Origin of the sequence: Nannocystis pusilla (assembly GCF_020073745.1) — a bacterium.
Lineage (GTDB): Bacteria > Myxococcota_A > Polyangia > Nannocystales > Nannocystaceae > Nannocystis > Nannocystis radixulma.
This window is the reverse complement of record NZ_JAIRAU010000057.1, coordinates 422,345-434,619: the sequence shown is the minus strand read 5'-3', so window position 1 is coordinate 434,619 and position 12,275 is coordinate 422,345. Positions and strand designations below refer to the sequence as shown.

At 73.2% G+C, this 12,275-nt stretch carries 10 protein-coding genes; 7 read left to right on the top strand and 3 right to left on the bottom strand.

The genetic code is table 11. The annotated features are described in order from the left end of the window. Window positions 1-72: 72 nt before the first annotated feature. A complete protein-coding gene (locus K7C98_RS41515; protein ID WP_224197483.1) occupies window positions 73-957 on the bottom strand; it encodes an oxidoreductase in 885 nt (294 codons plus the stop codon). 94 nt (window positions 958-1,051) lie between these two features. On the opposite strand from K7C98_RS41515, the gene K7C98_RS41510 reads away from it, so the two are divergent. The 3 genes from K7C98_RS41510 to K7C98_RS41500 all read left to right on the top strand — a co-directional run bounded on the left by K7C98_RS41510 (window position 1,052) and on the right by K7C98_RS41500 (window position 2,266). Then, the gene (locus K7C98_RS41510) at window positions 1,052-1,654 is read left to right on the top strand and encodes a TetR family transcriptional regulator (protein WP_224197482.1); all 603 of its coding nucleotides are present in this window, start codon (window positions 1,052-1,054) and stop codon (window positions 1,652-1,654) included. A 31-nt stretch (window positions 1,655-1,685) separates the two neighbouring features. Beyond that, complete coding sequence (locus K7C98_RS41505) at window positions 1,686-2,015, top strand: thioredoxin family protein (RefSeq protein WP_224197481.1); 330 nt, start codon at window positions 1,686-1,688, stop codon at window positions 2,013-2,015. A 92-nt stretch (window positions 2,016-2,107) separates the two neighbouring features. Then, window positions 2,108-2,266 carry a hypothetical protein gene (locus tag K7C98_RS41500; RefSeq protein ID WP_224197480.1) on the top strand — a complete coding sequence of 53 codons (159 nt, stop codon included), beginning with the start codon at window positions 2,108-2,110 and terminating at the stop codon, window positions 2,264-2,266. On the opposite strand, the gene K7C98_RS41495 is transcribed toward K7C98_RS41500, so the two are convergent. Then, window positions 2,267-3,166, bottom strand: coding sequence for an ATP-binding protein (locus K7C98_RS41495; protein WP_224197479.1), 900 nt, complete (start codon window positions 3,164-3,166; stop codon window positions 2,267-2,269). It abuts the gene before it with no gap. Window positions 3,167-3,178: 12 nt separating this feature from the next. Continuing rightward, a complete protein-coding gene (locus K7C98_RS41490; RefSeq protein ID WP_224197478.1) occupies window positions 3,179-3,733 on the bottom strand; it encodes a heme NO-binding domain-containing protein in 555 nt (184 codons plus the stop codon). 187 nt (window positions 3,734-3,920) lie between these two features. On the opposite strand from K7C98_RS41490, the gene K7C98_RS41485 reads away from it, so the two are divergent. The 4 genes from K7C98_RS41485 (at window position 3,921) to K7C98_RS41470 (ending at window position 12,000) form a co-directional block, all read left to right on the top strand. Then, window positions 3,921-6,995 (top strand): FG-GAP repeat domain-containing protein, encoded by a 3,075-nt coding sequence (locus tag K7C98_RS41485; RefSeq protein ID WP_224197477.1) that lies wholly within the window; start codon window positions 3,921-3,923, stop codon window positions 6,993-6,995. Continuing rightward, on the top strand, window positions 6,992-8,071 hold the full coding sequence (locus K7C98_RS41480) for a hypothetical protein (protein ID WP_224197476.1): 1,080 nt from the start codon (window positions 6,992-6,994) through the stop codon (window positions 8,069-8,071). Before K7C98_RS41485 ends, K7C98_RS41480 begins: the two co-directional genes overlap by 4 nt. 66 nt (window positions 8,072-8,137) lie before the next feature. Beyond that, entirely contained in the window at window positions 8,138-9,307 is a 1,170-nt protein-coding gene (locus K7C98_RS45355) for an HlyD family secretion protein (RefSeq protein ID WP_224197475.1), read from the top strand. Then, a complete protein-coding gene (locus K7C98_RS41470; RefSeq protein WP_224197474.1) occupies window positions 9,304-12,000 on the top strand; it encodes an ATP-binding cassette domain-containing protein in 2,697 nt (898 codons plus the stop codon). The genes K7C98_RS45355 and K7C98_RS41470 overlap by 4 nt, the downstream gene beginning before the upstream one ends. Window positions 12,001-12,275 lie beyond the last annotated feature (275 nt).

Below are 12,275 nucleotides of genomic sequence, written 5' to 3'. Positions count from 1 at the left end.
GCTGCGGCCGACCGGCGTGACCTGGTCGGCCCGCGGGTCGAGCAGGCGCTCGCGCAGCGCCGATCCTGCCCCTCAGGACAGGTCGAAGCGCACGCCGGTCAGCTCCTCCGAGCGCTGCCACAGCCGCCGCGCCAACAGCTCGTTGCGGGCGCGCGGGGCGATCCACGCCCGCCCCGGCGCGCCGCGCATCGTCAGCAGCCACGGCCCGTAGTACTCGCCGCCCTTCACGTCCGGGGCCATGGCCGCGCGCAGCGACGGCAGCGCGCCGTCCTGCGCCGACTGCCCGAACCACTTGATGCTGCGGGTGAACGCGTGCTTCTGCAGGTTGGTCGCCGCCCCGCCCGGGTGCGCCCCCACGCTGCGCAGCGCCGGCGAACCCGCGCGCCGCTGCAGCTCGAGCATGAACAGCAGGTTGGCCAGCTTCGAGTCGGAGTAGGTGCCCATCGGCGAGTAGCGCCGCTCGCTCTGCAGGTCGTCGACGTCGAGCCGGCCCATCCACGCCATGCCGCTGCTGACCGTCACCACCCGCGCCGCCGGGCTGGCCCGCAGCGCCGGCCACAGCAGGCCGGTGAGCGCGAAGTGCCCGAGGTGGTTGGTGCCGAACTGCTTCTCGAACCCGTCGACGGTCAGCTCGCGCCGCGGCAGCGCCATGATGCCCGCGTTGTTGATCAGCAGGTCGAGGCGCGGGTGGGCCGCGCGCACCTCGTCGGCGAACGCCCGCACCGACGCCAGCGACGACAGGTCGAGCGCCACCAGCGAGACCTGCCCGCCCGACTGCTGCCGCAGCCCTCGCAGCGCCTCCTCGCCGCGGCCCGCGTCGCGGCAGCCGATCACCACCGTCGCCCCCGCGCGCGCCAGCTCCAGCGCCGTGTAGTAGCCGATCCCGCTGTTCGCGCCCGTGACCACGGCCGTCTTGCCGTCCAGTCGCGGGATGTCCTTCGTGCCCCAGCCGCTCATGCTGCGTCTCCTCGGTTCCTGTAAACGACCGTTTACTTGGTCGCATCTTGGACCGCCCGTGGTAGAAGTCAACAGGCGTTTACAAAAAACACCGATGGCCCAGCGCAAGAGCCCGTTCCGCCTCTGTTCCGCCCCCGCGCCGCGCCCCCGCGACGCCGAGCAGACCCGGGCGGAGATCCTCCGGGCGGCGCGCCTGTTGTTCGCCACCCGCGGCTACGCCAACGCGGGCATGCGAGAGATCGCCAGGGCGGCCGGCATCACCCCGGCGCTGGTGGTCCGCTACTTCGGCTCGAAGCGCGACCTGTTCCTCGCCGCGATCGAGACCGACATCGGTCTCGCCCCTTTTCTCGGCCCCGACCGCGCCACCGTCGGGCGTCATATCGCGCGCTACTTCTTCAGCAAGCCGCTGCGCGACGCCGACACCCTCTCGATCCTCCTTCACGCCGCCGGCGACCCCGAGGTGCGCGACCTCGCCACCGAGCTGCTCAACGCGCGCGTGATCCAGCCGCTCGCGCGCTGGCTCGGGCCCCCACGCGCCGAGGCCCGCGCCGCCCTGCTGCTCGCCATCATCTCGGGCACCTGGCTGTTCCGCCAGGCGCTGCCGATGCGCGCCTTCGCGGGCGGGCCGGACGCGGCGCTGGCGTCGTGCCTGGCGGCGCAGATCCAGCACGTGGTCGACGGCCTGCCGGAGCCTTGATCGCGCGCGGAGCAGCGGTAACGCTGCGATCATGCCCAACCCCCTGGTCCGCGAGTTCACCGACGCCAACTTCACCGCCGAGGTCCTCGAGTCGCCGATGCTCACACTCGTCGAGTTCTTCGCCACCTGGAACGCCCCCTCGCGGACCGTCGGGCAGTACACCTCCAAGCTGGCGACCGCGTTCGCCGACAAACTCAGGGCCGGCCGCCTCAACATCGACGACAACCAGGACACCCCGCAAACCTACGGCGTCCGCTCGATCCCCACGACCCTGCTGTTCAGGGGCGGCAAGGTCGTCGAGCAGATCGCCGGCGCCCCGCCCTACGCCCGCTTCGAGGCCGCGGTCACCAGGCACCTCTGACCGCACCCACGATCGGCAGTGCAGGCCTCCAGCGCATTCGCAGGCGATTGACCGCCCGGATCGGCGCCTCACGCTGATCGCCTATGAAGAACATGTCCGGCTCGATCATGACCCTGATCTTCCTCGGCGTGCCCTTCCTGTTCCTGCTGGCGTTCGCGCTCCGCGGGGTCATGCGAGCCGCCCAGGCCCGGCGCTTCGCTCGCGACGAGCAGCCTGTCGTGCCCCGTCCCGGCCCGCCGCGGCTGCAGTGATCACGCGGCCGCGGGCAAGAACACGCGGAAGCACGAGCCGCGCCCGGCCTCGCTCTCGACCGTGATCTCGCCGCCCAGCAATTGACAGAGCCGGCGCGTGAGCGCGAGCCCGAGCCCCGTCCCGCCGTGGCGGCGCGCCAGCACCTCGTCCACCTGAACGTAGGGCGCGAACAGGCGTCCCAGCTGTTCCGGCGTCATCCCGGCGCCGGTGTCCTCGACCTCGAACACCACCCCGCGCCGGCCCGAGCGCGACGCCGCGCGGGCGCGCAGCGAGACCGTGCCCTCCTGCGTGAACTTGGCCGCGTTGCTGAGCAGGTTGTAGAGCACCTGGCGCAGGCGCAGCTCGTCGGTCCGCAGCCGCCGCGCCGTCGGTTCGACCGTCACGCGCAGCGCGTTGGCCCCGTCCTGCAGCTTCGCCCCCAGCGCGTCGGTCACCTCGGCGATCACCCCGGCCACGTCGACCTCGGAGAACGTCAGCACCAGCTTGCCCGCCTCGACCTTCTGCAGGTCGAGCAGGTCGTTGACGAGCGCGTGCAGGTGCCGCGCCGCGCCCACGATCTTCTCGGCCTGACTGGCGAGGTCGCCGGCGCCGAGGTCCACCAGCTCCTCGCCGAGCAGCTCGCCGTAGCCGACGATCGCGTTGAGCGGCGTGCGCAGCTCGTGGCTGACCGCGCTGAGGAACAGCGACTTGGCCTCGCTCGCCGCCACCGCCTCGTCGGCGATCCGCTGCAGCTCCGCCGTGCGCTCCGCGACCTGCTCCTGCAGCGTCGCCGCCAGCCGCTGCAGCGCCTGATTGGTCTCGTACAGCTCGCGGGTCTTCGCCTCCGCGAACGTCTCGGCCTCCTTGCGGGCCCGGCGCTCGCGGTCGTAGCGGCGGCGGAAGATCTCGAGCTCGTCCACGGGCCCTCTCGCTCACTCCGCGGCGCCCCGCTTGCGCAGCTCGAAGCGCACGTGCGTCCGCGCCCCGCCCGACAGGTCCTCGACCTCGACCGTGATCGCCTCCCCGTAGTGCTCCGCCGTCGCCACGATCAGCCCGTGCGCCAGGTCGGCGAAACCACGAGTTGACCGATAGACCATGTCCATACGGTCATGTCCGTCGACGCGGCACTCGAAGGTCGGCAGCTCGGCGTCCGGGTACAGCTTGCGCACCTCGGCGTGCACGTAGCCCTCGACCTGGGCCAGGAACGCGAACGTGTCGCGCGCCGCCGCGAAGAACCCGGGGAACCCGACGGTGAAGCGGCGCAGCAGGTGGCGCCCGAACTCGTGGACCAGCGCGCCGCCCGGAGCACCTGTCTTTTCGGACAGCGCCCCGACGAGCGCGACCAGCTCGCGGTGGTCGTAGGTGCCGATCGACGTGTACGCGCCTCCTGACGCCAGCTCGCAGCTCCCCAGCAGCTCTTCGACCATCTCGCTCGAGAACTGCGCCTCCACCATCTCGAGGAACTCGGTGAACACGACGCCCTTCATCGGCCTCCACGCTATCGCACGGCCCCGACGCGTGTCACCCAGCGTCCTATGCGCTCGCGCATTTTCGGACACGTGTCCAATTGGCCATGGCCTCGCCGTTTGACTACCATCGATCTCCGCCTCCGTGCCGTCCCATCGCCTCGCTTCTGGAGTGCTCGCAGCCATCCTGGGGCCAGCCGGTTGCACCGTGCACGCGCCCTGCGACGACCCCGGGTCGGTCTGCCTCGCCACCGACGCCGTCACGCACGTGCGGGTCGGCGTCAGGCCCGACGCGCTCGTCGTCGCCGACCTCGACGGCGACGGCTCGCGCGACCTCGTCGGCGCCAGCGGCCCCGCCGGCACCATCACCGTCCTGTGGGGCGAGGGCGACGACCCCGGGTGGATCTCTGACACTGCAACGACCTGGTCGATCGACCAGGAGGTCGCCGGCATCGTCGTCGCCGATCTCGACGACGACGGCCACCTCGACCTCGCCACCGCGCTCCCCCGCGCCGACGCGGTGGCCGTCGTCCGCGGCCGCGGCGGCCGCTCCTTCATGGAGCCCGAGCGCCACCCCGCCGGCGCGGTCCCGCGCGCCCTGATCGCCGCCGATCTCGACGCCGAGGGCCCGCCCGAGCTCATCACCGCCGACGACGAGACCGGCACCGTCACCGTGCTGCACCAGTTCGTCGCGGCTCCGCCGATCGTCGTCGGTCCGGGCCCGCGCGCGCTCGCGGCCGGAGATCTCGACAGCGATGGTCACGTCGACGTCGCGGTCGCCCTGGCCGACGCCGACGCCGTGCAGGTGCTCCGCGGCGACGGCCGCCGCGGCCTCTGGCCCGCCGCGCTGCACCCCGTCGGCACCGCCCCGTACGACCTCGTCGCCGCCGACCTCAATGTCGACGGCCTCCTCGACCTCGCCACCGCCGACAGCCTCGACGACACCGTCAGCGTCCTGTTCGGCGACGGCGCCTGCGGCCTGCGGGACCGAACCACCTGGCCCACCGTCGCGTTCCCGAACAGCCTCGTCGTCTCGCAATACGGCGGCATCATACCTGTCCTCGGGGTCCTGTCCGAAACAACATCCACCGTCGAGCACCTCGACCCGCGCACCGGCGATGCCTTCACCGGCGTCCTCGCCAGCGGCCCGCGCTCGATCGCCGACGACGCCGGCGTCCTCGTCACCGCCGGCGCCGCGATCTCCGATCTGTCCCCGGGGACAGGCGTCATCATGTCTCCGCTCTCGCGCTTGAGCCGGGCCTACGACGGCCCCTGGCCGGTCGACCTCGACGGCGACGGCATCGACGAGCTGCTCATGCACGACGGCGACAGCGCGGACGGGGCGTTGACCTTGCGCCGCGGGGGCGACATCGTCGCCGTCGACGTCGGCACGACCGCGCCGGAGTCCGTCGTCGGCGCCGACCTCACCGGCGACGGCCGGCCCGACCTGCTCGTGCGCAGAGGCGAAGAGCTGCTCGTGGCCGTGCAGCAGCCGAACGGCGCCTTGACGGCCGCCAAACCGTTCGCGGTGTCCGGCCTCGCCCACGCCGTCCTCGCCGACGTCGACGGCGACGGCGTCGCCGAGGCCGTCGCCCTGTCGACGATCGACGGCACCAGCCACCTCGACGTCTACCGCAGCGACGAAGCCGGCGTCCTGACCCTCGTCAGCGCGATGACCTTCACCGTCGAGCAGCCCCCCGACACGGTGCGCGTGGTCGACGGCGACGGCAACGGCCGGCCCGACTTCCTGTTGAGCAGCTTCGCCACGCGCTACTACGTCGACGACACGCGCACCTCGGTCCGCGAGCTCTCGGGGTTCGACAGCTTCGGCCTCCTCCAATTCGTCCCCGTCGACCTCGACGGCGACGACCGACTCGACGCCGTCTATTGCACCCCCGCAACCGTCCTCGCGTACTTCGACCTCCTCGGCGACACCAAGCTGCCCGAGGCGCTGTTCGACGCCGACTGCGACGACCTCGACGTCCTCGACCTCGACCGCGACGGCGACCTCGACATCCTCGTCCGCGAGACCTTCTCGACCGACGACAGCACGCGCTTCACCCCGTGGGTCACCGACGGCGGGACATGGCAGCGCGGCGGCTCACGCACGGTCGCGTCGCGACGGCGTGTCCTCGCCGAGCTCGACGGCGACGACACCCCGGAGTTCATCCTCGATGAGGCCGACGGCTTGACCGCGATGCACGTCGACTTCGGGCCCGTGCTGGTCGAGACCGAGCACCTGCGCCTCGCCGCGCGCCCGCGCCTGCGCTTCGGCGACCTCGACGGCGACGGCGCCGCCGACCTGCTCGCGTTCGGCGATTCCCTCGCGGTCGCGCGCGCCGACGGGCACGGCGGCTTCGCACCGCTGTCGCAGCTCTGGCGCGGCTCCCTCGGCGAACGGGTCGGCGACGGCGTGCTCGTCGAGCCACACGACGAGCGCGACCCGCTCTTCGTGTGGAGCACGCAGTTCAGCAAGCTCCCCGGTCAGGTGCTCCGTTTCGCCAGCCTCTCCCCCGAGGGCCTGAGCGACCCTTCTCGCGTCCGCGGCGCCTTCGGTTACTTCCAGCACCTGTTCGCCGTCGACGTCGACGGCGACCGCGTACGCGACCTCCTCGTCTTCGACACCCAGGTGGGCCTGACCGGCTTCCTCGCCCGCGGCCGACCCGAAGGCGGCTTCGACAAGTCCGAGCGGCTCGTGCTCGACGAGCAGCTCCACGTGAACCGCGTCGGCATCCACGACCTGAACCGCGACGGCCACCTCGACATCGCCGTCCAGTACTACACCTATCTCGACAGCGACCCGATAATCCTGCAGAGCGGCGTGCGGGTCTTCTCCGGCGTGGGCGACGGCACCTTCGCCTCCGGGCACGACTGGAGCGAGCTGGCGCCCTCCTACTGGGACTTCGCGCGCCTGATCTTCGGCGACTTCGACCGCGACGGGCGCGTCGAGCTCGTCACGCACGACGCCTGGGGCACCTTGATGCTCGTCCGCGGCGGCGACACCCGCAGCGTGCGGGTCCTGTTGTCCGGCGTCGACGCCTACGCCGCCGCCGACCTCGATCGCGACGGCTATCCCGAGCTCCTCGTCGCCGGCGGCTTCCGCGGCAAGACCCGCCTGCGCCTCGGCCGTAGCCGCAGCGACGGCAGCTTCGGCTTCAGCGAGCACCTCGTCGACACCAGCGGCGTGCGCGAGGTCCACGCCGCCGACGTCGACGGCGACGGCGAGCTCGACATCATCCTCGTCGACGACCTCGGCGCCACGATCGTGAGGCGCACGCGATGAAGCGCGCGCTCGTCACGGTGGCCGTGGCGCTGCCGGCCTGCAACGACATACCCGAGCCGAATCACTTCGGCGCGCACGTCGTCGTCGCCGCCGATCCGGGGCTCGAGCCGTGCGGGGGTTCGCTCGCGCACATGGACGAATTCGTCGCCCGGCTCTCCGACCATTTCGGCGTCGAGGCGCCGACCGACGCCGACCGCTTCGTCTACTACTGGCTCGAGGTCGACGGCTTCCCCGAGCGGTCCGGATGCCCCGAGATCGCCGCCGGATGCGCCCCCGGCGATCGCACCTACGCGAAGTCCTTGCCGCTCAATCACGAGTTGGTCCACGTCGTCGCCGACGCGATCGGTGCGCCGCCCTCGTTCTTCACCGAGGGACTCGCGGTCGCCTTCGAGGGCCTCGGCCAGGTCAAATCCGACGATCGTCCGCTCAGGGATGACATCCACGCCTTGCTCCGCGCCCGCACGGGCACGGAGCTCAACCGGGCCGGCGGCTATTCCACGGCCGGCGCGTTCACGACCTTCCTCGTCGAGCGCCACGGACTCGACGCCTACCTGCGCGCGTACGCGGCCATGCACTGGACCGACACCGAACGCGGCATCGATCGCGTGTTCCGCGAGGAGTTCGGCGTCTCGCTCGACGACAGCATCGCCGCCTTCGCCGACCGCGAGCCGGACTGCGGAGATCTCGAGCGCGACGCCAAGCTGCTCGAGTGCGCCGCGCCCGAGCTCGAGTGGGACGGCGATCGCCTCGTCCATCATCGCGCGCTCGCCTGCGATCAGGACGACGCCGTCGGCCCGTACGCGAACGACAGCGTCGTCGTCTTCCGCACCGTCACCATCCCCGAGGGCGGCGATCACATCATCACCGTCTTCGGCGACGACCCGCGCAACAAGGTCAGCCTGCAGCCGTGCACGATCTGCGACGGCCAGGGCCTCACCGTCGAGCGCGACGCCTCCCCGCGCACCGTCGCGCTCGCGGCCGGCCGCCATTCGTTGCGTCTACACGGCCCGGCCGACCTGCGCACCAGCCTGGGCGTCCGCATCGAGCGGATCGAGCCGCCCGGCGTGACCCCGTGATCGCGCGGCCGCGCGCGCGTGCGCTGCGCTTTACCCTCCGCATCGAATTGCGGTACCCACATTGACGTGCCGATCGCCTTCTCGCGCTCGCTGCGGGCCCTGGGGGCCGAGAACGCGCGCGGCACCGTCGTCGGCGTCCTCCTCGCACTCGGCTTCCTCGCCGCCTGGTCGGCCTGGCTGGTGCTCGCGCGGGTCAGCCTGATCGCCACCAGCGAGCAGGCCCGCCTCGAGGTCGCGCGCGCCGCCGTGCCGCTCGCCCCGGTCGTCGACGGACGTGTCCTCGAGGCCAGCCTCGCTCTCGGCCGGCGCGTCGCCGCCGGTGAGCCGTTGCTCGCGCTCGACAGCCGCGGCCTCCAGCTCGCGCGCGCCGAGGTCGACGCCCAGCGCCAGGGCCTGCTCACCGAGCTCGGCGCCCTCGCCGGCGAGCACGCCGCCCTCGCGGCCGCGATCGAGGCGTTCGAGGCCGGCGGTCGCACGCGTCAGAGCGAGGCCTCGGCCAGCGCCCAGGAGGCGCAGATCGCCGCCGCCTTCGCCCGCAGCATGGCCGAGCGCAGCGAGAGCCTGCGCGGCCTCGGCGTCGAGTCGGGCGAGGCCGCCGAGCTGCTGCAGGCGCGCGAGCGCGGCAGCGCGGCGGTGGCCACGATCCGCCGCCTGCAGGTCGCGCGCACCAGGGCGGAGCTCGGCGAGCGGCTGGCGACCATGCGCATCGACCTCGCGCGCACCAGCCGGCAGGAGGCCGAGCTGCAGCGCGAGCTGGCGGTGAAGATCGCCGCACTGGCGACGCTCGACCACCAGATCGATCAACACACCGTGCGCGCGCCGATCGCCGGTCGCCTCGGCGGCGTCGTCCCGCTGCAGGCCGGGGCCGTGCTCGCGCGCGGCGCCGTGGTCGCGCAGGTGATCCCCGACGATCCGCTGCGGATCGTCGGCCGCTTCACCCCCGCGAGCGTCGGACGGATCCGCCCCGGCCAGCCCGCGCGCCTGCGCCTCGACGGCTTCCCGTGGACCGAGTTCGGCAGCCTCCACGGCCGCGTCGCCGCCGTCGCCAGCGAGGCCGAGGACGGCCTCGTCCGCGTCGAATGCGACATGTCCTCGGAGACATATAACCTGTCCGCCGGGACATCCGGGAGAATCCCCGCCGAGCACGGCCTCACCGGCGTGCTCGAGGTCGAGGTCGAGGTCGTCTCGCCCGCCGCCTTGCTGCTGCGCACCATCGGTCAGGCGATCGCCCCATGAGCCGGTCGCCGCGCCCGCGACGTCGTCGCCTCGTCGCCGAGGTCATCCAGACCTCGGCCATGGACTGCGGCCCGGCCACCCTCAAGTGCCTGCTCGACAGCCACGGCCTCTCGGTCAGCTACGGCCGCCTGCGCGAGGCCTGTCAGACCGACGTCGACGGCACCTCGATCGACACCATCGAGGAGGTCGCCGTCCAGCTCGGGCTCGAGGCCGAGCAGGTCATGTGCCCGCCCGACAACGTGTTCGAGCGCTCCTCGGGCTCGCTGCCGGCGGTCGCGGTGGTGCTCTCGCCCGGCGGCCTGACCCACTTCGTCGTCCTGTGGTCGTGCATCGCCGGCGTCGTCCAGGTCATGGACCCCGCCGCCGGTCGCCGCTTCGTCGGCCGCGAGCAGCTGCAGCGCGAGCTGTTCGTCCACCGCATGCCCGTGCCCGCCGCCGACCTGCGCGAGTGGATCGGCTCCGACGAATTCACTGGCCCGCTGCGGGTCCGCGCCCGCGCCCTGGCGATCGCCCGCGTCGGCGTCGACGCCTGGCTCGCCCGCGCCGCCGCCGACCCCGGCTTCCTCGCGCTCGCGCGCGTCGACGCCGCCGTCCGCCTCGCCGCCTCGCTCGTCCGCGCCGGCGCGCTCGCCCGCGGCGGCGAGGTCGAGCGCTTCGTCGCCCGCCTGCTCGAGGACAGCGACGGCCTCGTCGGCGACGACCTGTTCGCCGTCCTGCCCGAGCAGTTCTTCACCGCCGCGCCGGGCCCCGACGACGACACCGCCCTGCTGCGCGGCGCCGTCCTCGTGCGCGTCCGCGGCGTGCGCTCCGACGCGCCCGCGCTGCACCGCGCCGACCTGTCCCCAAGTACACTCTCGCCCGACCTCGTCGCCGCCCTGACCGAGCCGCAGATCTCGCCCCTGCGCCAGCTCTTCGCCCTGATCCGCGCCGACGGCCTCTCGCTGCCGGCCGTGCTCCTGGCCGGCCTCGTCGCCGCCGCCGCCGTCGTCGTCGCCGAGGCGCTGGTGCTGCGCTCGCTGCTCGACGTCGGCGAGCGCATCGGCGTCGGCGAGCAGCGCCTCGGCGCCGCCGCGGCGATCCTCGCCTTCTTCGTCGCCGTGCTCGCGCTCGAGCTCCCGCTCGCGCTCGGCCTGCGCCGCGTCGGCCGGCGCCTGAGCGCCCGCCTGCGCGTCGCCTTCCTCACCCAGATCCCGCGCCTCGGCGACCGCTACCTCGCCAGCCGGCCGATCTCCGACATGGCCGAGCGCTGTCACAAAGGACATGTCCTGCGGCACCTGCCCGATGTGGCAGCTCGCCTCGTGCGCGGCGGCTTCGAGCTGGTCTTCACCGCCCTCGCGCTGATCTGGCTCGACCCCGGCGGCGCCCCGTGGATCGTGCTGACCGCCGTGCTCGTGCTCGCCCTGCCGCTGGCGCTGCAGCCCGTCATGACCGAGCGCGACCTCAAGGTCCGCAGCCACGGCGGCGCGCTCGGCCGCTTCTACCTCGACGCCCTGCTCGGCCTCACCGCGATCCGCACCCACGCCGCCGAGCGCTCGCTGCTGCGCGAACACGAGGGCCTGCTCGTCGAGTGGTCACGGGCCCAGCGCCAGCTGTTCCGCGTCCAGGTCATCGCCGTCGGCCTCAGCGCCGCCCTCGGCATGCTCCTCGCGGCTGTCCTCTGGAACACCTACGTCACCCGCCACCCCGAGCCCGCCGGCGCCCTGCTGCTGCTCTACTGGGCCCTGTCGCTGCCGGCGATCGGCGATCAGGTCGCAGCCGCCGCCTTCGAGGTCCCGGCCCTGCGGGCCACCGCGCTGCGCCTGCTCGAGCCGCTGCACATCGCCCCGGGCGCCCCCGAGCCGGTCGCCGTCGCCGCCCCGTGGCCCGGCAGCGGCGGCGTCACATGTACTTTCGAGCAGGTCAGCGCCGTCGCCGGCGGCCACCCGATCTTGCACGAGCTCGACCTGCAGATCGGCGCCGGCGAGCACGTCGCGATCGTCGGCGCCTCCGGGGCAGGCAAGTCGAGCCTGCTCGGCCTGCTGCTCGGCTGGCACCGCCCCGCGGGCGGCCGCCTCCGCGTCGACGACAAGGAGCTCGACGAGCCCGCGCTCGCGGCCCTGCGCCGCGTCACCGCGTGGGTCGACCCGGCCGTGCAACTTTGGAACCAGTCGCTGCTGCACAACCTCCACTACGGCAGCGACTCGCAGCACCACCGCCTGCCGCAGCTCCTCGAGCTCGCCGACCTCGGCCCCGTCCTCGAGCGCCTGCCCGACGGCCTGCAGTCGCGCCTCGGCGAGGGCGGCGGCCTCGTGTCCGGCGGGGAGGGCCAGCGCGTCCGCCTCGGCCGCGCCCTCCTGCGCGACCAGCCCCGCCTCGTCCTCCTCGACGAGCCCTTCCGCGGCCTCGACCGCCACGCCCGCGCCGCCCTGCTCGCCCGCGCCCGCGACCACTGGCGCGCCAGCACCCTCCTCTGCGTCACCCACGACATCGACGCCGCCCTCGCCTTCGACCGCGTACTGGTGATCGACGGCGGCCGCCTCGTCGAAGAAGGTGCCCCGAAGGCCCTGTCCTCCCGGACAGACTCGAAATTCGCCGCCCTCCTGCGCGCCGAGGCCGAGCTGCGCGCCGAAGGCTGGAGCGACCCCCGCTGGCGTCGTCTCCGCATGGACGGCGGCCGACTCCACGCCGACCCCCGCGAGGAGGCCCCCGCATGACTCGGTTCGTCCACCCGACCGACCCCGCCCGGCGAAGAGCGGGGCCCGCGACGCTCGTCGCAGGCGGGCACGGAGCGGCGGATTTGGACGCCGGTGGGACGGAGACGCGATTCAGCGCGCGCAGGCGCCCCTGCCCACCGCTCGCGCCACACACCTGTCTCGGAGGCCATCCTGTCCGACGAGACAGGCGCCGAGCACGTGAATCGGTAGGGGCCCGCCGAGCGAGGCACCCGATCCGCCGCTCCGTGCCCGCCGTCATCGATGCCTCCACGGCC

What these genes read in the sequence shown, in the direction of transcription:
- K7C98_RS41505 (WP_224197481.1), top strand. Translation starts at nt 1,686, where the DNA reads ATGCCCAACCCCCTGGTCCGCGAGTTCACCGACGCCAACTTCACCGCC.
- K7C98_RS41490 (WP_224197478.1), bottom strand. Translation starts at nt 3,733, where the DNA reads ATGAAGGGCGTCGTGTTCACCGAGTTCCTCGAGATGGTGGAGGCGCAG.
- K7C98_RS41510 (WP_224197482.1), top strand. Translation starts at nt 1,052, where the DNA reads ATGGCCCAGCGCAAGAGCCCGTTCCGCCTCTGTTCCGCCCCCGCGCCG.
- K7C98_RS41470 (WP_224197474.1), top strand. Translation starts at nt 9,304, where the DNA reads ATGAGCCGGTCGCCGCGCCCGCGACGTCGTCGCCTCGTCGCCGAGGTC.
- K7C98_RS41500 (WP_224197480.1), top strand. Translation starts at nt 2,108, where the DNA reads ATGTCCGGCTCGATCATGACCCTGATCTTCCTCGGCGTGCCCTTCCTG.
- K7C98_RS41480 (WP_224197476.1), top strand. Translation starts at nt 6,992, where the DNA reads ATGAAGCGCGCGCTCGTCACGGTGGCCGTGGCGCTGCCGGCCTGCAAC.
- K7C98_RS41515 (WP_224197483.1), bottom strand. Translation starts at nt 957, where the DNA reads ATGAGCGGCTGGGGCACGAAGGACATCCCGCGACTGGACGGCAAGACG.